Origin of the sequence: Phytoactinopolyspora alkaliphila, assembly GCF_010550695.1 — a bacterium.
In the GTDB taxonomy this organism is placed as follows: domain Bacteria; phylum Actinomycetota; class Actinomycetes; order Jiangellales; family Jiangellaceae; genus Phytoactinopolyspora; species Phytoactinopolyspora alkaliphila.
This window is the reverse complement of the sequence record NZ_JAAGOB010000021.1, coordinates 22118-42577: the sequence shown is the minus strand read 5'-3', so window position 1 is coordinate 42577 and position 20460 is coordinate 22118. Positions and strand designations below refer to the sequence as shown.

General features: G+C 66.8%; 19 protein-coding genes. 8 read left to right on the top strand and 11 right to left on the bottom strand.

Annotated features, from left to right (window positions below; all coding sequences use genetic code 11):
• Window positions 1-167: 167 nt before the first annotated feature.
• The 6 genes from G1H11_RS24495 to G1H11_RS24470 all read right to left on the bottom strand — a co-directional run bounded on the left by G1H11_RS24495 (window position 168) and on the right by G1H11_RS24470 (window position 4446).
• Window positions 168-947 (bottom strand): ABC transporter permease, encoded by a 780-nt coding sequence (locus G1H11_RS24495; RefSeq protein ID WP_163821276.1) that lies wholly within the window; start codon window positions 945-947, stop codon window positions 168-170.
• Complete coding sequence (locus G1H11_RS24490) at window positions 944-1906, bottom strand: ATP-binding cassette domain-containing protein (protein WP_163821274.1); 963 nt, start codon at window positions 1904-1906, stop codon at window positions 944-946. Before G1H11_RS24490 ends, G1H11_RS24495 begins: the two co-directional genes overlap by 4 nt.
• Before the next feature lie 129 nt (window positions 1907-2035).
• Entirely contained in the window at window positions 2036-2914 is an 879-nt protein-coding gene (locus G1H11_RS24485; protein WP_163821272.1) for a fructosamine kinase family protein, read from the bottom strand.
• Window positions 2911-3411 carry a low molecular weight protein-tyrosine-phosphatase gene (locus G1H11_RS24480; protein WP_163821270.1) on the bottom strand — a complete coding sequence of 167 codons (501 nt, stop codon included), beginning with the start codon at window positions 3409-3411 and terminating at the stop codon, window positions 2911-2913. Before G1H11_RS24480 ends, G1H11_RS24485 begins: the two co-directional genes overlap by 4 nt.
• 88 nt (window positions 3412-3499) lie before the next feature.
• The gene (locus G1H11_RS24475) at window positions 3500-3919 is read right to left on the bottom strand and encodes a hypothetical protein (protein WP_163821269.1); all 420 of its coding nucleotides are present in this window, start codon (window positions 3917-3919) and stop codon (window positions 3500-3502) included.
• A 149-nt stretch (window positions 3920-4068) separates the two neighbouring features.
• Window positions 4069-4446 carry a phage holin family protein gene (locus G1H11_RS24470; RefSeq protein ID WP_163821267.1) on the bottom strand — a complete coding sequence of 126 codons (378 nt, stop codon included), beginning with the start codon at window positions 4444-4446 and terminating at the stop codon, window positions 4069-4071.
• A 58-nt stretch (window positions 4447-4504) separates the two neighbouring features.
• Here G1H11_RS24470 and hisC point away from each other — a divergent pair, with 58 nt between their 5' ends.
• The 7 genes from hisC to G1H11_RS24435 all read left to right on the top strand — a co-directional run bounded on the left by hisC (window position 4505) and on the right by G1H11_RS24435 (window position 12978).
• Window positions 4505-5614, top strand: coding sequence for a histidinol-phosphate transaminase (gene hisC / locus G1H11_RS24465; RefSeq protein WP_163821287.1), 1110 nt, complete (start codon window positions 4505-4507; stop codon window positions 5612-5614).
• A 357-nt stretch (window positions 5615-5971) separates the two neighbouring features.
• On the top strand, window positions 5972-7363 hold the full coding sequence (locus G1H11_RS24460) for a helix-turn-helix domain-containing protein (RefSeq protein ID WP_163821265.1): 1392 nt from the start codon (window positions 5972-5974) through the stop codon (window positions 7361-7363).
• Between the two features lie 189 nt (window positions 7364-7552).
• A complete protein-coding gene (locus tag G1H11_RS24455; protein WP_163821286.1) occupies window positions 7553-8515 on the top strand; it encodes a metal ABC transporter solute-binding protein, Zn/Mn family in 963 nt (320 codons plus the stop codon).
• Window positions 8512-9246 carry a metal ABC transporter ATP-binding protein gene (locus G1H11_RS24450; protein ID WP_163821263.1) on the top strand — a complete coding sequence of 245 codons (735 nt, stop codon included), beginning with the start codon at window positions 8512-8514 and terminating at the stop codon, window positions 9244-9246. Before G1H11_RS24455 ends, G1H11_RS24450 begins: the two co-directional genes overlap by 4 nt.
• Window positions 9247-9251: 5 nt before the next feature.
• A complete protein-coding gene (locus tag G1H11_RS24445) occupies window positions 9252-10115 on the top strand; it encodes a metal ABC transporter permease (RefSeq protein ID WP_174257953.1) in 864 nt (287 codons plus the stop codon).
• A 105-nt stretch (window positions 10116-10220) separates the two neighbouring features.
• Window positions 10221-12185 carry an alkaline phosphatase gene (locus G1H11_RS24440; RefSeq protein WP_163821261.1) on the top strand — a complete coding sequence of 655 codons (1965 nt, stop codon included), beginning with the start codon at window positions 10221-10223 and terminating at the stop codon, window positions 12183-12185.
• A gap of 103 nt (window positions 12186-12288) precedes the next feature.
• Window positions 12289-12978, top strand: a complete 690-nt coding sequence (locus G1H11_RS24435) for an iron dependent repressor, metal binding and dimerization domain protein (protein ID WP_163821259.1) — start codon at window positions 12289-12291, stop codon at window positions 12976-12978.
• A gap of 15 nt (window positions 12979-12993) precedes the next feature.
• On the opposite strand, the gene G1H11_RS24430 is transcribed toward G1H11_RS24435, so the two are convergent.
• Window positions 12994-13737 carry a class I SAM-dependent methyltransferase gene (locus G1H11_RS24430; RefSeq protein WP_163821257.1) on the bottom strand — a complete coding sequence of 248 codons (744 nt, stop codon included), beginning with the start codon at window positions 13735-13737 and terminating at the stop codon, window positions 12994-12996.
• Between the two features lie 115 nt (window positions 13738-13852).
• A complete protein-coding gene (locus tag G1H11_RS24425) occupies window positions 13853-14650 on the bottom strand; it encodes an acyl-CoA thioesterase domain-containing protein (protein WP_163821255.1) in 798 nt (265 codons plus the stop codon).
• 325 nt (window positions 14651-14975) lie between these two features.
• Between G1H11_RS24425 and G1H11_RS24420 the strand changes: the two genes are divergently transcribed.
• Window positions 14976-16286 (top strand): thioester domain-containing protein, encoded by a 1311-nt coding sequence (locus G1H11_RS24420; protein WP_163821253.1) that lies wholly within the window; start codon window positions 14976-14978, stop codon window positions 16284-16286.
• A 106-nt stretch (window positions 16287-16392) separates the two neighbouring features.
• Here G1H11_RS24420 and G1H11_RS24415 read toward each other — a convergent pair whose 3' ends face one another.
• Genes G1H11_RS24415 through pdhA form a run of 3 tightly spaced genes read right to left on the bottom strand, consistent with a single transcriptional unit; the run spans window position 16393 to window position 20064 of the window.
• Window positions 16393-17880, bottom strand: coding sequence for a 2-oxo acid dehydrogenase subunit E2 (locus G1H11_RS24415; RefSeq protein WP_163821251.1), 1488 nt, complete (start codon window positions 17878-17880; stop codon window positions 16393-16395).
• Window positions 17881-17896: 16 nt separating this feature from the next.
• Window positions 17897-18913, bottom strand: coding sequence for an alpha-ketoacid dehydrogenase subunit beta (locus G1H11_RS24410; protein WP_163821249.1), 1017 nt, complete (start codon window positions 18911-18913; stop codon window positions 17897-17899).
• Window positions 18910-20064 (bottom strand): pyruvate dehydrogenase (acetyl-transferring) E1 component subunit alpha, encoded by a 1155-nt coding sequence (gene pdhA, locus G1H11_RS24405; RefSeq protein WP_163821246.1) that lies wholly within the window; start codon window positions 20062-20064, stop codon window positions 18910-18912. Before pdhA ends, G1H11_RS24410 begins: the two co-directional genes overlap by 4 nt.
• Window positions 20065-20460 lie beyond the last annotated feature (396 nt).

Below are 20460 nucleotides of genomic sequence, written 5' to 3'. Positions count from 1 at the left end.
ATCAACCGCCAAAACTCACGCCGCACCTGCACCGGAATCCGCGGACGCCCCATCCTGCAACACCTCCGAAACACAGGGTGTTGCGTTCACCACATGAACCCGAGCCTGGTGAAGCACGAGAAAACATGGTTTACATGATCATTTGGGGGAGCCGGCGGGGATGGTGGTCAGGCGTCGCGCTTCTTGAACAGTGCCCAGGCGACCAGCAGCAGGACCACCGCGAACGCGGCGAACACCCCACCGGACGCCCATTGTCCGTAGAAATCGAAGTCCGGCCCACCGCCGGGTTCGTACGGTTCGGTGGCGATCAGGCGCTGCCCGGCCGAGAAAGGCAGGAACTTCAGCAACGGCTGCAGCCAGTCCAGTGCGTCCACCATCGACAGCCCGCCGATGAGCGGCTCGACCAGGAACGGCACCACCATCAACACGACCAGAGCAGATGGAACGCCACGGAACAGCTGCGCCAATGCGAGCCCGAGCGTCGCGTAGATCATCACCAGGACGAGATATCCCGGCAGCACGTCGATCAGCGGCGACGACCCGAAGTCGGGGGCCTCATCCCAGAAGAGCATCCCGATGACGAGGTTGATCCCCACCGAGAGCGCTACCACGATCACCGTGGTGACGAGGACGGTGATCAGCTTCGACAGGAGGAGAATGGTGCGCTGGGGGATGGCGGTGAGCGTCGGCTGGATCGTCCCATGGCGGTATTCGTGTCCGGTGGAGAAGATCCCGACGATGGCCATGAAGATCGGGATGAATGCGGCGAACTCGCCGCCTCCGGTCAGGACGCTGACCACTTGTGAGTCCGTGACGGGGTTGTCCCGCTCGGCGAACGAGATGATGAATGCCACGGCGGCGGTCAGCAGCAGACCGAGTCCGAGCAGCCAGTACGTGGACCGCAGAGTCCGGATCCGGACTGATTCGTATCTCAGTGCGTTGATCATGCCTGCTCTCCCGCCATGTCATCGTTCGCCGTGAGCGGGGTCGCCGTCTGCCCGGGAAGCCCGTGTGCGACGTACTCCTCGGACGCTCCGGTCGCGCTGAGGAACGCGTCTTCCAGCGACGCGCTCTGGGTCGCCAGCTCATGCAACACGATGCCGTCGCGGTGCGCGAGCTCACCGATGACGGACGCCTCCGCACCGGAGACCAGAAGCCCGCCTTCAGGTCCGGGGTCCACCGTGGCGCCCATGCCACGAAGGGTCTCTGCGAACTGACCGGCCGACGGAGACTTCACCAGTACCGTGGTCTGTGTGAACTGACGCACGAAGGTGTCGACGTCACCGTTGAAGATCATCTTTCCACGGCCGATGACGACCAGCTCGTCGGCCATCAATGACATCTCGGACAGTAGGTGGCTGGAGACGAAGATGGTCTTGCCCTGCGCGGCCAGGCTCTTGAGGACGTCCCGGAGCCAGTGGATGCCGTGCGGATCCAGGCCGTTGGCCGGCTCGTCGAGAATCAGCGTGCTGGGCTCTCCCAGAAGTGCCTGGGCAAGCCCGAGGCGCTGCGCCATGCCGAGGGAGAAGCCCTTGGGCTTCTTCTTCTTCACGTCGGCGAGACCCACGAACTCCAGCACCTCGTCGACTCGTCGCTTCGGCACATTGCTCCCGGCGGCCAGCATGCGCAGGTGGTTGCGGGCCGTACGGGTGGGATGAAAGGCCTTGGCCTCCAGGACCGCGCCGATCTCCTGCATGGGATTGCGGATCTCGCCGAACCGCCGGCCGTCGAAGCGAGTCTCGCCCGCGCCGTGGTCCAGGTCAAGCATCAGGCGCATGGTGGTGGACTTCCCGGCGCCGTTGGGGCCCAGGAAGCCGGTGACGACGCCGGGACGTACATCGAAGGACAGATCATCGACGGCGACCTTGTCGCCATAGCGCTTGCGTAAGCCTTGTGCGGTGATCACTCGTACTCCTGACAGGTGGTGGGCATGACTGTCCCGTCGACGAAACTATCGGTAGTTCAGCCCGTGCGTGGTCATTCCCAGAAACGAACACGCGCCTCCTCCGTGAGTCGGACGACGCGGCGTTGACAGTCAGGAGCGCAACCTGCCGACAACCAGCCGAGCGAGCTGGCCCGCCTGATGACCGTAAGAGCCGCCGAAGAGGACCGCGTGCACGAGCACTGGGTGCAACTGGTGCAATGGCTGGCGGTCCTTCCATCCGTCCGCCAGTGGCCATGTCTCGAGGTAACTGGCCAGGACGCGGTCCAGATACGGAAATCCGAACAGGGCCAGCATGGCGAGATCGGACTCGCGGTGACCACCTTGGGCGGCAGGGTCGACGAGCCGATTCTGCCCGTCTTCGGCCCACAGCACGTTTCCAGCCCACAGGTCACCGTGAACAAGCGACGCGGACTCGGGCGGTCCGGCAACGGTATCGATGGAGTCGATGACGCGCTCCACGTCGGCGGCGTCGCGCTTGCTGATGGAGCCGGAATCCCGGGCTGAACGCAGGTACGGCGCAAGGCGACCCTCTGCCCACATGCGGTTCCAACTCGGCCATGGGCCCACGGGCAGCTCCAGTGTGCCGATCCAGCCGCGTGCGGAGAGTGCCCCGAATGCGTCGCAGCCATGCCGGTGGGTCGTCGCCAATGCGCGCCCGAATCGCTCGGCAGCAGGCACGGATGGGGCGCCGGAGGCGATCCACTCGAGCGCGAGGTGCTCTCGGTCCACCGCCAAGACGTGAGGAACCGGAACGCCGTCGTGGACCTCGGCTAACCGGCGCAAGCCCTCGGCCTCGGAGGCGAAGAAGCCGTCGGCGGCCCCGGCGAGCCTCTTGACGAACGACGTCCGGCCGGACGTGGTACGGACCATGAAGGCGTGGCAAATGTCTCCGCCACCCACGGGCGAGACGTCATCGACCTTCTCACCCAACATGTCGGTGAGCGCCTCGGCGGGGGTCGTCGTGGTCATGACCCCAGCCGGCTACGCATATCGTCGACGAAACCGGTAGCCGCCGCTTCAACAAGACGCAGCACGTGATCGAAGCCGTCGTCGCCGCCGTAGTAGGGGTCGGGCACGTCGTACCGTTCCATGGCTGCGCCGTCGCGACCAGGCACGTAGCTGCCGAGCATCCGTATCTTGCGGCGCGCCTCGGCATCCGGCGCGATGCGTTCGAGGTCGGCGACGTTCGCGCTGTCGAGGGCTAGGACGAGGTCGTATCGCTCGAACCAGGCCGGCTGAAACTGGCGCGCGCAATGCTGTGAACCGTCGTAGCCGTTGGCGCTCAGCGTGCGTACCGCCCGCGGGTCAGCGGGCTCCCCCTCGTGCCACCCGCCGGTACCGGCGGACTCGACCGTGACGAGCTGATCGAGGCCGGCGTCGGCCAATCGGCGGCGGAAGACCACCTCTGCGATCGGTGAACGGCAGATGTTGCCCGCACAGACCAGGCATACTTGAAAGGACGTCATGGATGGGCTCGATTGTCGGTTCCGGCGGGTGCCGATGCGCTCGGTCTCGGACACGGACGCATCGCGTCAGATGCCAAGGTACTGCCGGTCAATCCCGCTGCCGAGCCAGTTCGCCCACCGCGAGTGCGAGCTCGGTGGCCAGGTCGAAAGAACGTTCATCGTGCGGGTGACTGCGCATCCACAGACAGACGGTCTGTACGACGGCTCCGGCCCAGGACGGGTCGCGGCGCAGTGCGAATCGGACCGACACCGGGCGGGGACTGACCGAGGCCATGTCCCACCATTGGCCATCGGAGAACGCGAGGAGTGGGTATCCGTGAGCGTCCTCGTACACGACCTCGTACTGCTGATGCAGTGCGGGCGCGGCGGAGCGGACAGGTGCGATCTCCGGCCGTGCTTGGCGGAGAGGCGTATCTGCGCGCGATTGGCGGGGTAGGTCGTTGCCGAACTTCTCCTCGGGCGGGCGCTCGGTGAGGAGCGACGGCACGGGGGCGTGGCCGATTGTCATGTCGTTGTCCACCATGCTCATATGCGCGGAAAGAGTGGAGCACAACGACCCCCGAGGCACCCAGATGCGCTGCCAATCGCCGTGCAATGGCCACCAAGATACGGCATGCTACCGCTCGAGCGGAAGAGCTTGGGTCAGCCGATCGGCCCCTACTTCGGCAGCAAAAGGTTGAGTATCCAGCTGACGAACGACACGACGAGCGCGCCCAGGACGGCGGCCCAGAAGAAGTCGCTGACCTCGAACGGAATGTCCAGACGCTCGGCGATCCATCCGGTGAGCCACAGCATCAGAGCGTTCACGATGAACGTGAACAGCCCGAGTGTCACGATGAACAGCGGCAGTGTGAAGAACTGCACCACAGGTTTGATGAACGCGTTGACCAGCGCGAAGATCAGAGCGATCACCAGAAGCGTGAGGACTCGGTCGCTCGTGGAGTCCGCAGAGGTGATGTTCACGCCCCCGACGATCTCGGTAGCCACCCACAGGGCCAGGCCGTTGACGATGATGCGTACGATGAAAGAGATCACGGAGGCAGAGCGTATATCGTGCGTCTGCATGACGCCATCGAATGAACAAGACGGCAGCATGCGATCGTCCACCGGGGCGGGCGTCCGGCTCCGGGCGGCCTTGGACGGCCTCCCGTCGTACCGACCCGGCAGACCGGCCGCGGCTCCTGCGGCGGGCGGGCCGGCTCGTGCCTTCAAGGTGTCCTCCAACGAGAACCCGTACCCGCCGCTTCCCGGCGTCATGGAGGCGGTAGCCGATGCCGCGGCTGAGCTGAACCGGTACCCGGACATGTTCGCCGGCCGGCTGGTCGATGCCCTGGCCGATCGGCTCGAGGTGCCGCCGGCGCACCTGGCGACCGGAACCGGCAGTGTGGGTGTTCTCCAGCAGGTCATTCAGGCCTGCGCCGCGGAGGGCGACGAGATTGTCTACGCGTGGCGCTCGTTCGAGGCCTACCCCATCGTGGTGGGGATCTCGGGCGCCACGTCGGTTCGGGTTCCGCTCACGCCCGACGCGCGGCACGACCTCGACGCGATGGCCGAAGCCGTGACCGAGCGCACCCGGCTGGTCCTGGTCTGCAGCCCGAACAATCCGACGGGTCCGGCCGCCGGGCGCGAGGAGATCCGCGCGTTCGTGGAGCGGGTGCCGAAGGACGTACTGATCGTGGTTGACGAGGCCTACCGGGAGTTCGTCCGGGATCCTGATGCCGTGGACGGTATCGAGCTGTACCGCGAGCATCCCAACGTGTGTGTGCTGCGGACGTTCTCGAAGGCATACGGCCTGGCCGGGCTGCGGGTCGGCTTCGCTATCGCCCATGATGTCGTGGCCGACGCGCTACGCAAGACCGCGGTTCCGTTCGGCGTGTCCGGGGTGGCGCAGGCCGCGGCCGTGGCCTCTCTGGAGCGAGAGCCTGAACTCATCGCGAGGGTGGACACGCTGGTGGCCGAGCGTGCACGCGTGGTGGACTCGTTGCGTGACCAGGGTTGGCGCATTCCACATACGCAAGCCAACTTCGTCTGGCTGGCTCTCGGTGAGAGGACGGACGAATTCGCGGCGAAATGCGCGGAATCCGGTCTAGTCGTCAGGCCATTCGCGGGAGAAGGTTGCCGTGTGACCGTGGCGGAACCGGAGGCGAATGACACATTCCTGCGGATCACAGCGGAGTGGGCTGGCGGTAATGGCACGCATTGACTGCGGAAAGCTGGTCATGACCGGCGCATAGTCGCTTAGAGCGACATTTCCTGACCATCAGTCACCGAGTGTGACGGCTCGCAGTGGCACGAAAAGGCACGAACGGCACCTGCGTTCGGGGGGCGAGACGCAGGACGCCGTTCGTGCGGACCTAATATTACTGCTAGCAGCACATGCCTGGCCAACTAGGTGTAAAGATCGGCGTGGCGGAAGCGGGGGCGGCGACGGTGGCTGCCGCAGCCGTCAGGGTCAGGGCAGCAAGCGAAACGGCGAGCACACGCCTGAGACGGGCCACTGCGATCGACCTCCCGGTCAGTAGGACTAGCAAAAAATGACTACCTGTAGTGCAATAGTGTCATGACAGAGGAGCCACAGGCAACACTTGACGAGGCGCCATCCCCCACGCCTGTCGGTCAGCGCATACGCACACGCAGGTTGGAGCTGGGACTTTCCCAGGCTGATATCGCCGAAGGAATGTTATCCCCCAGCTATGTCTCGCTCGTGGAGAGCGGCCGGCGGCAGCCCGCCGCGGCGGCACTCGCACATATCGCCGAGCGGCTTCGCATCGATGTCGAGTATCTCCGCGACGGAGTCGACGCCTCAGTGCGCACCCGTGCGCGACTCGCGCTCGGGCGCGCCGAGAAGGACCTCCTCGACGGCCATGCCGAAGCCGCCTACAACGAGTTCACCACGCTCATCGGTGACCCCGGGCTCAACGATGAGCAGAGCCGGCGCGCTCGCCTCGGGCAGGCGCAGGCGCTCGAGCGCAAGGGGGACCTCGAAGGCGCCATCGGTCTTCTGGGCGGGCTGGCGGACGAAGCTCGGCAGAGCCCGGAGGTCCAACCCTGGCTGGACATCGCCCTCGCGATGTCGCGCTGCTATCAGAGCGCCGGCGACCTCGACATGGCGATCCAGATCGGCGAGGAAGCCATGCGCACGGCCGCGGAGATGGGCTTGGAGCACACGGACGAGTACGTCCGGCTCGGTTGCACGGTACTCAGCGCCTACCACGGGCGAGGCGACATCGTACGGTCCCGGACTCTCGCGTCCGAGCTGGTGCGTGCCGCGGACCAGATGGGGGCGCCGCACACCAGGGGTGCCGCGTACTGGAACGCTTCGGTCATCGCCGAGTCCAGGGGAGATCTCGCCCAGGCGCTGAACCTCGTCGACCGGGCGTTGGCCCTGTTCGGTGAAGGTGATGACCGCCGCAACCTGGCTCGTCTGCGCATGGCTTATGCCTGGCTGTTGTTGCAGGGTGACGAGCCTCGGGCCAACGACGCGCTCGACCTCCTGGAGAGCGTCCGCGACGAGATCACCATGCATGGCGGCGTGGACGATGTCCGGCACTTCGAGAGCACCCGGGCGGACGCGCTGCTCGCCCTCGGCCGTCTCGACGAGGCTCACGAGGCAGCGAAGGCGGCGCTTCAAGACCTCGGCGACCAGCCTCGGATGGAGTCGGCACGGGCTCGGCTCGTGCTGGCGCGAGTCTTGCGCGCGGAGGGCGACGTCGATCAGAGTGCCCGTGAGGGTGCCCTGGCGGCGTCCATGCTCGAGGCGATGGGCGCATCCCGACGGGCAGCGGTCGCCTGGCGTGAGCTGGGTGACCTGTATCGGGATCTCGGCCGCACGGATGAAGCCCTCGAGGCGTTCGACCGTGCGCTCCAGTCGATGCGGATCATGCATTCGGTGGGTGCCGGAGTGGTTCTGGATGCGCCGTCCGAGCAGCCGTCCGAGCTGGCCCTCAACTAACGTCTGCGGCGTTCTCAGCCCTTGGCATGGGTTAGGGTCGCTCGAATCGGAAATTTCGGGCGGCTTTACGACCACAACCCATGCCAAGGGCTGAGTCGCGTCTGGGGATAGGTGGGCGCGGCGACCCCGGTGCTCGCGTTCTGCGGCGCCGGGTAGCCTTGTGATGCACGAGAGGAGCGGCGCGTGTCGATGAGAAAGTTCGGGCATCCGAACTCTAAGGTTGGCCGTAGCGTACTTGTGTCTCTCGCGCTCATCGCCGCCTCCGGCTGTGGTGCCGCCTCCGCGTCGCTCGACGACGAGAACGGCAGGCCGAAGGTCATGACCACGTTCACCGTGCTGGCCGATATCGCGCAGAACGTCGGAGGCGAGCTGATCAACGTCGAGTCCATCACCAAGCCGGGTGTAGAGATCCACGGCTACGAGCCGACCCCGAGTGATGTCCGCCGCGTGGATGGAGCGGACTTGGTCCTGGAGAACGGGCTCGGCCTCGAAGCGTGGTTCGACGGCTTCATGGACCGCGTCGACGCCCCACGCGTGATCGTCAGCGAGGGAGTGGAGACGATACCGATCGTGGCGGGCGACTACGCGGGAGACGCCAACCCGCACGCATGGATGTCTCCGCTGAACGTGATCGTGTACGCGGACAATATCGCTGCGGCGTTCGCGGAGCTGGACCCCGCCAACGCGGACCGGTTCGAGCGGAATGCGGCCGAGTACGCGCAGAGGCTTCGCGAGGTGCACACCGACCTCGTGGAAGGCGTCGCTACCTTGCCAGCCCGGCAACGGGCACTTGTCACCTGCGAGGGAGCGTTCTCCTACCTGGCTCGGGACGCCGGACTCACCGAGGCCTACCTCTGGCCGGTGAACAGCGACGAGCAGGGTACTCCCCGCCGGGTGACAGATGTGATCGCATTCGTGCGTGACAACGAGGTCCCGGCCGTCTTCTGTGAGTCCACGGTGAGTGACCGGCTCCAGCGCCAGGTGGCCGCGGAGTCCGGAGCGCAGGTGGGCGCTGCCCTGTACGTCGACTCGCTGTCCGAGCCGGATGGGCCGGTACCCACCTACCTCGACCTGATCAGGCATGACGTGGAGGCGATCGTCTCGGGACTCGTCCGGCCTGACGGAACCGATGTGAACAGTGGGGATTCATGAGCGAGCCGGCCGTGGAGGTCATGGACGTCTCGGTGCGATACGGCGACGTCGTCGCTCTGGACTCGGCGTCGCTGGTGGTGGAAACCGGCCGCGTCTGCGCACTGATCGGGATGAACGGGTCCGGCAAGTCGACGCTTTTCAAGGCCGTGATGGGTCTGGTTCGTCCCCGGACGGGGCAGGTGCGGCTGTTCGGCACCGATCCGGCAACCAGCAGGCGTAGCGGCGAGGTCGCCTACGTCCCGCAGGCCGAGACTGTCGACTGGACATTCCCGCTCCGGGTCCGCGACGTGGTGGCGATGGGTAGGTACGGCAGGATGTCGGCGCTGCGGCGGTCCCGGCCGGCCGACCGGACGGCGGTGGCGCAGGCGTTGCACCAGGTCGAGCTGACCGAGCTGGCGGAGCGCCAGATCGGTGAGCTGTCGGGCGGGCAGCGCAAGCGGGTCTTCGTCGCCCGCGGGATCGCCCAGGAGGCTCGGTTGCTGCTCCTCGACGAGCCGTTCTCCGGGGTGGACAAGCGCTCGGAGGCGACGATGACGGACGTCCTCCGGGAACGTGCCGCTACCGGACACACGGTCATCATCGCCACCCACGATCTGACCGCTGTGCATGAGCTCGCGGACGAGGCCGCCCTGATGCACAAGCGCGTCATCATGCACGCCTCGCCTCGGGACGTCTTGCGTCCGGAGAATCTCGCCCTGGCGTTCACGCCTTCGGGCGCCGGCCAGGAGTGACGCGGATGATCGAGTTTCTGGTGGATCCCTGGCAGTTCGATGTGATGCAGCGGGCGTTCCTGGTGACCGCGGTCGCCAGTGTCGTGGGCGCCATCCTGTCTTGCTGGCTGGTCCTGATCGGATGGTCGCTCATGGGCGACGCCGTCTCCCATGCCGTTCTCCCGGGTGTGGTGCTGGCGTACGTCCTCGGCGCGCCGTTTGCGGTCGGAGCGTTCGCGTTCGGCTGTCTCGCGGTGTGGTTGATCGGAACGGTGCGCAGCACGTCGAAGGTGAAGGAGGACGCGGCGATCGGCGTAGTTTTCACCACCTTGTTCGCACTCGGCCTAGTCCTTATCTCCATCACCCCCAGCCAGGTCGACTTCAACCACATCCTGTTCGGCAACGTGCTCGGCGTGACAGACACGGATCTGTGGCAAGTCGTGATGATCGGTGTGCTGACCAGCTTCGTGCTCCTGCTGAAGAATCGCGACCTGACGCTCTACGCGTTCGATCCGGACCATGCCCACGCGCTGGGTATCAGCCCGCGGAAGCTACAGATACTCCTGCTGACGCTTCTGGCGCTCACCGTGGTGGTGGCTCTGCAGGCAGTCGGGGTGATTCTTGCCGTCGCCATGGTGATCATCCCCGGGGCTACCGCTTTTCTCCTCACCAACAGGATGGAGCGGATGCTGGTCGTGGCGCCGCTGCTGGCTGCGGTGTGCGCGGTGGCTGGCTTGTACTACTCGTACTACGGTGACGTCTCGCCGGGTGGGGCAGTGGTGCTGTCGCAAGGCGTCCTGTTCTTCGCCGTCTACCTGGTGGCACCCAGGGGCGTGATCGTTCGCGTGTGGACGTCCCGGCGAGGCAGGACCGGTGTCTCTCCTGCCTGACTGTTCACCTTTCGTACCGAAACCGGCGTTCCTCCCTTTACCTCGCCACTAAGTGCGCTGCCCATGCTCGAAGCTGACGTCCAGGACGCTACGAGAGGGCATATCGTGAGCAACCGTTCCCAGCAAGAGCACGAACCCGACAGGAAGGTGCGGCGGGGCCTGTCCAGGCGTGCGCTGTTCGCAGGCAGTGGCGGTACGGCCGTAGCGGCTGTCGTCGGGCTTGGCGCGTCGCCGGCAGTCGCGACCACGCAGCGGGCCAGCGTGCCGGCACGGCGGACGTCCGCTGTGGGGCTCGAGGAAGCGGAACCGCACGCGCACACCGCCCGAACAGCGGCGTCCAACGCACGGCGACCGGAGGCGCCGAGCATCCGGGTGTTGCCGATCGAGCGAGCCAAGTTTCTGGCAGGTGCCCGGTTCGACCTGCGGGTGGAGGCGAGCGGCGTCGATCCTCGTACCGCGCGGATCGATATCTCGGTACAGGGTCCGGACGGGCCGGCGCCCATCCTGACAGGTGATCCGGTCCGGACGAGTTCTGTCGAGGACAGCCTTGAGGTCACATACCAGGGCGTCTTCTATCGTGAGCCCGGTCAGTACAAGGTTTGGGTGAACGTACGCTCCCGCGGGCGTACCGCACGGGTTGAGGTCGCTCACGATGTCGTCGCGGCATCCGCTGGAGAGCGGCGCGCGAAGAACGTGATCTTCTTCTTGGGTGACGGAATGGGTACGGCCGCGGTCACGGCCGCGCGCCTTCTATCGAAAGGCATGACCGAGGGTAAGTACCACGGACTGCTGGAGATCGACCAGATGGAGTACCGCGGGCTGGTGGGAACGTCCGGCGTGGACTCCATCGCCACCGACTCCGCCAACTCGATGTCCGCGTACATGACAGGCCACAAGTCGTCGGTCAACGCCATGGGAGTTTACGAGGGTAACGACCCCGACCCGAACAATCACCCGCACGTGGAGACCATGGCGGAGCTGCTCAAGCGGACGCGCGGAATGTCGGTCGGCGTCGTGGCCACGTCCGACGTTCAGGATGCCACGCCTGCCGCGGTCTTCGCTCACACGCGCCGTCGATCCGAGTACCAGGAGATCATGGATCAGGCGCTCCGATCCGAGCAGATGCCGGACGTGTGGATGGGCGGCGGCGCGTCGTTCTTCTGGCCGCAGACACAGGATGGTTCCAACCGCGATGACGCTCGGGACGTGATCAAGGAGTTCGGGGAAGTCGGCTTCACGCACGTGGGCAGCCGGGCCGAACTGAAGGCGGCGATGGCCTCCGGCGCTCCCGAGAAACTGCTGGGCCTGTTCCACCCGCGGAACATGGACGTCTATATCGACCGTCAGCTGATCAAGCAGCCTGAGGTGCTTGGCGAGTGGGACGACCAGCCGACGCTGATGGAGATGACGGAGGCGGCACTCGAGGTTGTCGGGCAGAACGACAATGGGTTCTTTCTCATGGTCGAGGCTGCGTCGATCGACAAGATGGAGCATCCTCTGGACGGTCCGCGTGCTACCTACGACACGATCGAGTTCGACCAGGCGATCGGGGTGGCGAAGAAGTGGGCCGAGGGACGTGACGACACGCTCATCGTGGTGACCGCCGACCACAACCATTCGATGAGCATCGTCGGGACGCACGACCGCCGCGACGCAGAGGGACGCGCGGCGAACGGCGTTTACGGCGACGCCGGGTTCCCCACCTACGTCGACAACGACGGCGACGGCTTTCCTGACGACCCCAACCCCGACGTCAGCTTGTTCTTCGGCTGGTCCAACCATCCAGACCATACCGACGACTTCCAGCACAACACGGTCTTCCAGCAGCCGGCGCTGGTGGATCCGGAGTCGGGCGAGGCGGTCGACAACCCGAATCGCGATCCGGATGGAGAACTGCAGGTAGGAAATCTGCCGCATCCGCAGACCAACTGCGTGCACACCGTCGAAGACGTGTCGGTCTTCGCGTCGGGCCCTGGCGCGGCCAGGTTCAATGCGTTCCTCGACAATACCGAGGTCTTCTACGCGATGATGGACGCGCTTGGCCTCGACCCGCTCACCGAGGAGGCCTGAAGCGCGCGTGGCTGGGCGTTGATGTAGCTGTATTTCGCAGTGCCCCCCACCCGCGAGGTTGCGCGACCTCTGTCGAGGTCGCGCAACCATTTAAGCTGTTGATGTGGTCGAAGAGCGCCCGGGCAGGGTATCGGTCGCGGCCGAGGATTGCGTCAAGGTGATCTACGCCGCGCAGGAGTGGGACGACGTCGCGGTGACAGCGTCGTACCTGAGGTCCCGGCTGGGGGTGGGTGCGCCGGCCGTGTCGGAGATGGTCCGCCGACTCAACGATCAGGGCCTCGTCACCCATGAGCGCTACGGCCCGGTCGCCCTGACCGAGGAGGGCACAGTCCTGGCACTGCGTATGCTGCGCCGGCATCGTCTCGTGGAGACGTATCTCGTCGCTGAGCTCGGATACAGCTGGGACGAAGTACACGACGAGGCCGAGCAGCTGGAGCACGTCGTATCCGACCGGATGCTCGAGCGGATGTCGGAGCGGCTGGGCCACCCGGTCCGCGACCCTCACGGCGACCCGATACCGGCGGCGGACGGCACCGTGCTCCGCCCGCGTGCCGTGCGGCTGTCGGAGCTGAGCGCGGGCGAGTCCGGGACCGTCGCGCGGATTTCCGACGACGAGCCGGAGCTGCTGCGGTACTTCACCGCCAACGACGTCACCCTCGACCAGCGCATCGAGGTGCTGCGTCGGCGCCCCTACGCCGGGTCGGCGACGCTGCTGATCGGAACTGTGGACGTGGCCACCGAGCTGGAGCTCACCGACGTGGCGGCCGCCGCCCTCTGGGTGGTCCGCGAGTGATCGCCGGGGGAGACGTTATTCCTTCCGCAGGAAGAACGTGAACTCGGTGACGGCATCGGACGGCTCGTCGTGATCGATGCGCACGTCCGACGCGTTCAATCCTGCTTGGGCGGCCAATGACGCGAATCCGGCCGGCGTGTGCCAGTGGAGTGTCCAAAGCCGGTCGACCACGGTGTGCTCACCGTCGCGAATACGTTCGTAGCGGAGCATGGTCTTCTGCGTGCGCTGAACCTCGTCGCGATCCTGGGCGATGCACGCGACACGGAGAGTTGCTCCGTCCGCGCTCGTCGTCTCTGTTGTGCGGCCCAGGTCATCGGGCGACACCGGTGTCGGCACGAACAACGGGATCATCGCCGTGCCCTCCTCATGGAGGTGCCGGTGTATGCCTTGGAGCGCTCGCAGCGAGGTGTCGTCATCGGGGAGCAGGGTGAAGGTGGGTCCCGCCAAGAAGATCGATCTGTAGCGGCGCGGGAGGTCGACGTCCTCCATCCGCTGGTGATGAACCACGATGTCGAGCCCTTCGGTCGCGGCCCTGCGCCGGCAGCGGTCGAGGAGATCTGACGACGAGTCCAACCCTTCAACATCCAGCCCTAGTCGCCGAAGCTCGAGCATTGGCTCGCCGTCGCCGCAACCCAGCTCCAAAGCCGGCTGCCCGTGCTCGGTGATGAACCGGGCGTATGGCTCCGCAACCTGAGCATGTGCCTTCAACGGCCCGTAAAGTTCCGCGACGAGGCCCGTGTAAAAGTCGGCAGCGTCCATGGGACGCCACGCTCTCGCGCGCGTCGCTCCGAGTCAATGGACTTTCTCGCCCGCCCGTTGTCCGCTCGGGCGATGTTCGCCGCCTGATCGCTGACTGCTCGACGGCGGGCCGGCCCTACCCGACGCGGACGCGAGCCAGCTGGCGGGACTGGGCCACCAGAGCGCCGTCGGCGTCGTAGACCTCTGCTTCCTCGTCGAACCACCCGTCCCGGACGAGGCGCCCCCGCAGGTGGACGGTCAGCCAACCCGGCGCCGGGAGGCTGCGGGTGAGAACGGACAGCTCGACTGTGGGCGCCCAGCCCAGCCGGCCGAGGCCGAACACCGTGGGAGGCAGGGAATCGACGGCCAGGGCGAGCACCAGCGGGTCCGGTTGTGTCCCGTCCGCCAGCCTGACGTGCCCCCGCATGGAGAGCTGCCCGGCGGGCCGGCCGGAGAACCACCCGAGTGTCTGCGGGTCGAGCCGCAGGTCTACGTGTTCGAGCAGGCCCACGTGTGTGCCGTCGGGAAGATCCACGACCGCCGGGATGCATTCGTCCACTGGGGCGACCGGCTCCGGGTTGGGGCCGGCCCACTCGACGTCCGCTTCCCGATCGAGGGTGCTCGTGGTGATCAGCGCCTCGACCCTGGAGACGTCGTCCTGAACGAGCGTGGCGCGCAGTGTGGCCGTGGTCTTGCCGGATCGCAGGATCTCGGTGTGAATGGTCGCGGGCCCCCCGGAGGGCGGCGCCACGAAATGGGCACTGGTACTCAATGGATGCGGATGCGGTGACTCGGTGGTCACGGCTTTCAGAATCAGCGCGAGCAGGTACCCGCCGTTGGGCACGTCTCCTACCGACCACGAGCCGTCGATGTCGACGTCATATCTACCGGAGTCCGCGCGCTTGACCGTTGTCGCTTCCTTGAAGTCCGCCACGGCACCCGACCCTATGCTAACGACCAGTTGCTGCCTAGACACTGTCTGTCACGGTGTCCCTATTTCTGCTGGTCAGTCTACAGATTTTCGTTTCGCCGAATGGGTGTGAACCGCCCTACTTGACCTGGTTGTGACAGATCTGACGTCTTTCGGTATGCTCCGCCACGGCGGGGGATTGATCTTGACCTCAGATGTCGCGCGCGATCTCTGAGGCCGTTCGGCGAGACGTGGCGCTTCAGGGGTTCCGAGGGCGTTCGCGCTCGGTGACCGGCGCACGAAACCCCTGTCTGCCTCGAGGCAGGCAGGGCCGCTATGAAGGAGCAGAATGACATCCCCTGTCCGTCAGGCCGGCGTGATCGCCGGCCTCCTGGCCGTGTCGCTGGTGGGTTTCAGCGCCTCAGCCACCGCCATGCCGAAGGCCGACGACGAGTTCCGCACGGCCGAGGCCGACAAGCGAGCCACACTTGATCCAGAGAAGGACGTCCGCGGTATCCCGGTGGCCTTGCAGGACCGGGGCCGGCAGAATACGTCGCTGATCGCCCTGGCCATGCCGGACGGTGCGTCGCTGAAGACGTACTGCGTCGAACTCGAAGTCGCAATCGACCGTGCCCACCCGGACATGGACGAGGTCCCCTGGGACTCGTACCCGGACCCGGACTCCCTGTTCCACCAGAACCGGGACCGGATCAACTGGATCCTCCACCACTCCTATCCGGCTGTTGCCCTGTCCGACATCGAGGACACCGTGGGCCACACGTTCCGGTCCGGGCTGTCGGAGCGCGAAGCGATCGCGGCGACCCAGGCAGCTATTTGGCATTTCAGCGACGGAGCCGAGCTGGCGCGCGGAAACCCGACGCCGGGCAATGCGGAATCGGCCCAGGACGTGCGCGCTCTCTACACCTATCTGACCGGTGCGGAGAACGAGGGTCTCGGCGACCAGCCGTTGCCGGAGCTGGCGCTCACCCCTGCCGCCCTGGCGGGCGAGTCCGGCGCCGTGCTCGGCCCCTTCGAGGTGTCCACTACGGCTGAGTCGGCAGACCTCACCAGCAGCCTTCCCGAGACGATCAGCCTGGTCGACGGCGAGGGCGTCGCGGTGGGTGGCACTGTCACCGACGGCGCGCAGATCTACGCGGAGGTGCCCGAGGACGCCGAGGACGGCACGGGATCGATTCATCTCGCCACGAGTGTCACGCTCAGCCTCGGCCGGCTCTTCGTCGGATCGGACTACGCGAATCACCCCACCCAGTCCCTGATCCTCGCGGCCTCGGAGAACACCACGCTCGAGGTGACCGGTGAGCTGTCCTGGACCAAGCCCGACGTGCCTGAGGAGCCGGAGCCGACCGAGACTCCGGAGCCCACGGAGCCCCCCGAGCCTACGTCTGAGCCCACGGAGACTCCGGAGCCGACCGAAACGCCTGAACCAACGGAGACTCCGGAGCCGACCGAGACCTCCGAGCCCACGGAAACCCCAGAACCGACCGGGACACCGGAACCCACGACGCCGCCTGAGGACGGCGACGACGAGGACGACGAGCTTCCGGACACCGGCGTGTCTCCCGGTGTGCTGGTGGCGGCCGGTCTTGCGGCCGTGGGCGCTGGCCTGATGATGCTTGCGCGCCGGAGAGTGCGGGCCTGAGCAGTGCTGAACTGAGCAGTGTCCCTGGCCGGAGAAGTTCGGCCAGGGCCTCTCACGTCGACGGGCGCGTTCCGCGGTTCGCCCGCGGTACGCGCCCGTGCGTCGTTCAGCTCCAGGCGATGGCGTTTCCGGGATCTTCGAGCAGTGCACCCACATCCGCGAGGAAGCGCGAGCCCTGCTCACCGTCGACCAGCCGGTGATCGAAGGACAGCCCCAGCGTGGTAACCCAGCGTGGCTTCACCCTGCCCTTGTGGACCCAGGGCTGCTGGCGGACGGTGCCGAACGCGAGGATGGCGGCCTCGCCCGGGTTGAGGATGGGAGTGCCGGTGTCGACGCCGAAGACGCCGACATTGGTGATGGAGAACGTGCCGCCCATCATGTCTCCCGGCGGGGTCTTTCCTTCCCTCGCCGTCGCGGCCAGTTCGCCGATCGCGGAGGCGATCTCGCGAAGCGACAGCATCTGGGCATCCTTGATGTTCGGCACCACCAGGCCTCGTGGTGTCGCGGCCGCGATACCCAGGTTCACATACCGCTGCAGGACGATCTCGCCGGCGTCGTCGTCCCAGCGCGCGTTGACCTCGGGTGTACGCGGAACGGCGATGCAGATGGCGCGGGCCACGAACGCCAGCGGGGTGAGCTTGACGTCGCGGAACTCGCGGGTGCCGCGCAACCGCTCGGCGAGCTTCATCGTCCGGGTGACGTCGACGGTGAGAAACTCCGTCACGTGTGGCGCGGTGAAAGCCGAGCGGACCATCGCCTCCGCGGTCTTGCGCCGGACAGACCGGATGGCGATGCGCTCTTCCCGTGGCAAGCCCTGCCAGCCGAGATCACCTGCTTGCGCCTCCGTCTGCGGGCGCGCGCCGTCCTCACGAGCCTTCGCGGCCGCGTGGATGTCGTCCCGGGTGACGACGCCGCCTTGACCAGTGGGAGCGACGGTGGTGATGTCGACGCCGAGGTCCTTGGCGAGCTTACGGACCGGGGGCTTGGCCAGGACGCGGGGACGTTCGCCCGGCGTGGTGGCCGGCGCGGACCCGGCCGGGCCGGGTGCCACTGCCGGCGTGGTTGGCGTGCCATTGGAGGGGGTCTCGGGAACGCCCGGCGCGGTGGGTGACTTGCGGGTGCGGCGCTTCAGCGAAGACGTGCGCGGGCCGTAACCCACTAGGACGGGCTGGCGGCCGTTCTCGGCCGGAGCGTCGTCGTCGGTGGACTCCGGCGGAGGCACGAGATCTGCGGCCGGTCCGCCCGGGTCCGTGGTGCTTTCGGCAGCGGTCGCGGCCGCGGCGTCGGCGGGGCTCTCGGCGGTGGTGGGGCTCTCAGCGGTGGCGTCGGGCGAACCGCCGGCAGGTGCGCCGGACCCGGTCCGTACCGAGATGATGGGTGTCCCGACGGGGACGGTGGCGCCCTCGTCCACGAGAAGGCTCTCGACCACGCCGGCGAACGGGCAGGGAAGCTCGACGAGCGACTTGGCGGTCTCGATCTCGACGACGACGTCGTTCACCTTGACCTGGTCGCCTGGCTGTACCTTCCACGAGACGATCTCGGCCTCGGTCAGGCCCTCGCCCACATCCGGCAGGTTGAACTGCGAAACGCTCACGCTCGTGGTTCCCTTCTCAGTAGCTCAGCGCGCGGTCGACGCCGTCGAGTACTCGGTCGAGGTCGGGCAGGTAATCGTCCTCCACCCGGGCCGGCGGGTAGGGCGTGTCGTAGCCGGTCACCCGGATAACTGGGGACTCCAGCGAGTAGAAGCACTCCTCGGTCACCCGGGCGGCGACCTCGGTCCCGATGCCCAGCGTGCGCTGCGCCTCGTGGACCACCACCAGCCGGCCGGTGCGCCGAACCGATTGGTACACGGGCTCGAGATCCAGCGGAGAGAGTGTCCGAAGGTCGATGACATCGAGCGACCTGCCGTCTTCCGCGGCTGCTGCAGCTGCTTCCATACAGGTCTTGACCATCGGCCCGTATGTGGCGACGGTGGCGTCGGTGCCCTGGTTGACCACGCGGGAGGAGTGCAGCGGCAGCTCGGGTTCGGCGTCCAGATCGAACTCGGCCTTCTCGTAGTAGCGACGCTTCGGCTCGAAGAAGACGACGGGGTCGTCCGTGGTGATGGACTGCTGGATCATCCAGTAGGCGTCGACCGGGTTGGAGCACGAGACGACCTTGAGGCCGGGGGTGTGCGCGAAGTAGGCCTCCGGGCTCTCGCTGTGGTGCTCGACGGCTCCGATGCCGCCGCCGTAGGGAATCCGGATGACGATCGGCAGCCGCAACCGGCCACCGGAACGAAAGTGCATCTTCGCCACCTGGGTGACGATCTGGTCGTAGCCCGGGAAGACGAAGCCGTCGAACTGGATCTCGCAGACCGGACGGTAGCCGCGCAGTGCGAGCCCGACGGCGGTGCCGATGATGCCGGATTCGGCCAGCGGGGTATCGATGACCCGATCCTCGCCGAAGTCTTTCTGCAGGCCGTCGGTGACGCGGAAGACGCCGCCGAGCTTGCCGACGTCCTCACCCATGACCAGGACTTTGTCGTCGTTCTCCATGGAGCGCCGGAGGCCGGCGTTGATGGCCTTGACGACGGTCAGGCGCGCCGAGGCGGGCTTCTCGGCCGAAGCCGGGGTGGTGTCTGTCATCGGGGGCCCTCCTGCTCGGCGAAGGAGTCGAGGTATTGGGCCATCTCGTCGCGCTGGGCGAGCAGCGTGGGAGGCGGCTCGACGTAGACGTGCTCGAAGATCGACGTGGGCTCCGGGTCCGGCAGCGCCCGGCAGGCGGTGCGCAGGTTTCCGGCGAGTTCCTCGGACTCGGCATCGAGGTCGTCGAAGAACTGCTGGTCGACCAGGTCACCGCGGACGAGGTAGGCCTTCACCCGCTCGATCGGATCCTTCAGACGCCAGTGCTCGAGGTCCGCCGCCAGCCGGTACCGGGTGGGGTCGTCCGTGGTGGTGTGGGCGCCCATCCGGTACGTGAACGCCTCGATCAGCGAGGGGCCCTCACCGTCGCGGGCGCGCTGCAAGGCCTCGCGGCTCACTGCCAGGCAGGCCAGGACGTCGTTACCGTCCACCCGGAGGCCGGGGAATCCGAAGCCGTGCGCGCGGCGGTACAGGGGAACGCGGGTCTGGCGTTCCAGCGGCTCAGAGATGGCCCACTGGTTGTTCTGGCAGAAGAACACCACGGGCGCGTTGTTGACGCTGGCCCAGATGAATGCCTCGTTGACGTCGCCCTGGCTGGTGGCGCCGTCGCCGAAGTAGGCGATGACCGCGGTGTCGCGCTCGGGGTCGCCGGTGCCGATGGCGCCGTCCCGCTGAACCCCCATGGCGTAGCCGGTGGCGTGCAGCGTCTGCGCACCGATGACGATCGTGTAGAGGTGGAAGTTGTTCTCCCGAGGATCCCAGCTGCCTTGGTCGACGCCGCGGAACAAGCCGAGCAGTTGCGTCGCCTCCACGCCCCGGCACCAGGCCACGGCGTGCTCGCGATATGTGGGAAACGCGTGATCCTGCGGTCGCAGCGCACGCCCGGATCCGACCTGGGCGGCTTCCTGCCCCAGCATGCTGGCCCACAAGCCCAGCTCGCCCTGGCGTTGGAGAGCCACCGCTTCGCTGTCGATTCTTCTGGACAGCACCAGGTCGCGGTACAGGCCGCGGATGTCCTCGGCGGTGATGTCCTCGATGAGGGTGTCGTAGTACTCGTGCGGTACCCGTTGGCCCTCGGGCGTGAGCAGCTGGACGAGCTCCGGCTCCCTCGCGGCCGGGTCACCGGTCGAGGTAGCCGCCGTGTCGACAGTCATGTCTCTCCTTCACGTCATCGGCTTCGCGGGGTCGCCGCGCCAGCCTGGCCGTGTTGTGCCGCCGATGAAGCGAGGGCGAGGGTGTGGCCCTTGCTTGACCAGCCGCGTGGTTCGTGACTCACGTCCACGATGGTGCTACCGCACACGGTACCCACTGGAGCCGCACTGTGAATACCTCCGCCACAGCCCGTCCCTCGTGAGCAACGCCTGCGGCGTCTGACGCCGACACGTCGGCAACCTCCCCTCCAGCCTGCCTTCCCGGAGAGTCGATGGTGCTCGTCGACCTGAACAAAGTCGGAGGTACGGACCTGAGGTGACCGCACAAGTCCTCGGCCGTCCGAGCATCCCGGGGTCGCCGCTTGACGGTGCAGGAGGGTTTTCTGTCTTTCGTCCATG

Bases quoted from the DNA above. Each gene is read 5' to 3' on its own strand.
- G1H11_RS24495 (WP_163821276.1), bottom strand. From the start codon at position 947: ATGATCAACGCACTGAGATACGAATCAGTCCGGATCCGGACTCTGCGG.
- G1H11_RS24485 (WP_163821272.1), bottom strand. From the start codon at position 2,914: ATGACCACGACGACCCCCGCCGAGGCGCTCACCGACATGTTGGGTGAG.
- G1H11_RS24480 (WP_163821270.1), bottom strand. From the start codon at position 3,411: ATGACGTCCTTTCAAGTATGCCTGGTCTGTGCGGGCAACATCTGCCGT.
- G1H11_RS24475 (WP_163821269.1), bottom strand. From the start codon at position 3,919: ATGACAATCGGCCACGCCCCCGTGCCGTCGCTCCTCACCGAGCGCCCG.
- hisC (WP_163821287.1), top strand. From the start codon at position 4,505: ATGCGATCGTCCACCGGGGCGGGCGTCCGGCTCCGGGCGGCCTTGGAC.
- G1H11_RS24460 (WP_163821265.1), top strand. From the start codon at position 5,972: ATGACAGAGGAGCCACAGGCAACACTTGACGAGGCGCCATCCCCCACG.
- G1H11_RS24455 (WP_163821286.1), top strand. From the start codon at position 7,553: ATGAGAAAGTTCGGGCATCCGAACTCTAAGGTTGGCCGTAGCGTACTT.
- G1H11_RS24450 (WP_163821263.1), top strand. From the start codon at position 8,512: ATGAGCGAGCCGGCCGTGGAGGTCATGGACGTCTCGGTGCGATACGGC.
- G1H11_RS24445 (WP_174257953.1), top strand. From the start codon at position 9,252: ATGATCGAGTTTCTGGTGGATCCCTGGCAGTTCGATGTGATGCAGCGG.
- G1H11_RS24430 (WP_163821257.1), bottom strand. From the start codon at position 13,737: ATGGACGCTGCCGACTTTTACACGGGCCTCGTCGCGGAACTTTACGGG.
- G1H11_RS24420 (WP_163821253.1), top strand. From the start codon at position 14,976: ATGACATCCCCTGTCCGTCAGGCCGGCGTGATCGCCGGCCTCCTGGCC.
- G1H11_RS24410 (WP_163821249.1), bottom strand. From the start codon at position 18,913: ATGACAGACACCACCCCGGCTTCGGCCGAGAAGCCCGCCTCGGCGCGC.
- pdhA (WP_163821246.1), bottom strand. From the start codon at position 20,064: ATGACTGTCGACACGGCGGCTACCTCGACCGGTGACCCGGCCGCGAGG.